The following is a 1,463-nucleotide window of genomic DNA, read 5'->3' as shown; positions in this document are numbered from 1 at the left end:
GGACGCCCGGCGGCCGGACGCCCGGCTGACGCGTGGCGCCGACGCGGGCGCTGGCTCTGGCGCGGGCGGCGGCGCTGTGCGGCATACGAGCGGTCTCCATCGTCATTTCATGCGGTTTTCGGCCGGTGTTCAACCGTACGGTGTACGTCTCCCATTTCCTCGGTCGGGTGGCCCGCCGAACTTCCGTTCGGTGAAATCGCGGCCAACGGAGAGAGGGACGCCCGTGTCCCCCAGGAGGTTGCCCTTCGTTCAGATACGCGATGATGGAGCGGCACCGGTTGTGAACTTCAGGGAGTAGCCCCCATGGCACCGCGCATCCTTCTCGCCCGGCACGGCCAGACGGCCTGGTCGCTTTCCGGCCGTCATACGGGCAGGACGGACATACCTCTGCTGGACGAGGGCCGCCGAGGCGCGAAGCTGCTGGGCGAGCGGCTGCACCGGGCGCCCTGGTCGGGTCTCGCGGACGTGGAGATACGGACCAGCCCGCTGCTGCGCGCGAGCGAGACCTGCGCGCTGGCGGGCTTCGGCGACCGGGCCGAGGAGTGGGACGCGCTGATGGAGTTCGACTACGGCGCGTACGAGGGCATGACACCGGCCGAGATCAAGTCGGACCGGCCCGACTGGTTCATCTGGCGCGACGGCGTTCCCGCCGGCGAGAGCCTCGCGGAGGTCTCGGCCCGCGCGGACGAGGCCATAGCCTGGGCGCGCTCGGCCGACCGCGATGTGCTGGTCTTCGCCCACGGCCATATCCTGCGCGCGATAGGCGCGCGCTGGCTGGGCGAGGACATCTCGTTCGCGGCGCGCATCCGGCTGGATCCGACGTCGGTGTCGGTGCTCGGCTGGGCGTACGGACTTCCGGCGGTCGAGGTCTGGAACGACACGGCGCATCTGACGGACTGACGCGCCGAGGGTACGGGCGGGTGCCCGCCAGGCGTCCTTCTCGGCCTTACGCGCGGGCTTGGTTCTACGTACCGGCGTTCGTCGCGGCGTGGCGGTCCAGGAAGGCGCCCACCTCCGGCAGCCGGCGCTGCGGCAGCAGTACCCGGGCCGTGGTCGCGAGCCGTGTGTGGATACGGGACGACTGGACACCGTCCAGCAGGTCCAGCGCCTGATGGCCCGCCACCGCGGCAGCGTCCGGCGAGCCCGCGCGGGCCAGATCGGTGGACAGCTCCGCGCGGTAGAGGGCGAGATTGCGCGCGAAGTGCGGATCCTGGATGACCGTGGCGCGGTACGCGTGACGCGCCGCCCGCGCCCAGTCGCCCAGCGCCTCGTGGCAGAGCGCCTCCTGCGACTCCAGCTCCGGTTCGCCGAAGAAGGACATCCACTCGGGATCCGCGTCCGAGGGCCCGCGCTCGAAGAGGCCGTGCGCCAGGGACAGTGCCCGCTCACAGCTCGTACGGTCGCCGAGCCCGGCCCAGCCGCCCGCCTCGCGCAGCGCGAGCAGCGACAGCAGCCGCGGCGAG

General features: G+C 72.0%; 1 protein-coding gene and 1 pseudogene. One reads left to right on the top strand and one right to left on the bottom strand.

The window, feature by feature from the left end; all coding sequences use genetic code 11:
* Nucleotides 1-303 precede the first annotated feature (303 nt).
* Nucleotides 304-900 carry a histidine phosphatase family protein gene (locus tag GA0115259_RS27690; RefSeq protein ID WP_093602102.1) on the top strand — a complete coding sequence of 199 codons (597 nt, stop codon included), beginning with the start codon at nucleotides 304-306 and terminating at the stop codon, nucleotides 898-900.
* Between the two features lie 64 nt (nucleotides 901-964).
* Here the strand turns inward: GA0115259_RS27690 and GA0115259_RS27685 are convergent.
* Nucleotides 965-1,463: pseudogene (locus tag GA0115259_RS27685) on the bottom strand (hypothetical protein); the annotation flags it as partial.

Origin of the sequence: Streptomyces sp. MnatMP-M17, assembly GCF_900091995.1 — a bacterium.
Classification (GTDB): domain Bacteria; phylum Actinomycetota; class Actinomycetes; order Streptomycetales; family Streptomycetaceae; genus Streptomyces.
This window is presented reverse-complemented; position numbering and strand designations above follow the sequence as displayed.

Bases quoted from the DNA above. Each gene is read 5' to 3' on its own strand.
- GA0115259_RS27690 (WP_093602102.1), top strand. From the start codon at position 304: ATGGCACCGCGCATCCTTCTCGCCCGGCACGGCCAGACGGCCTGGTCG.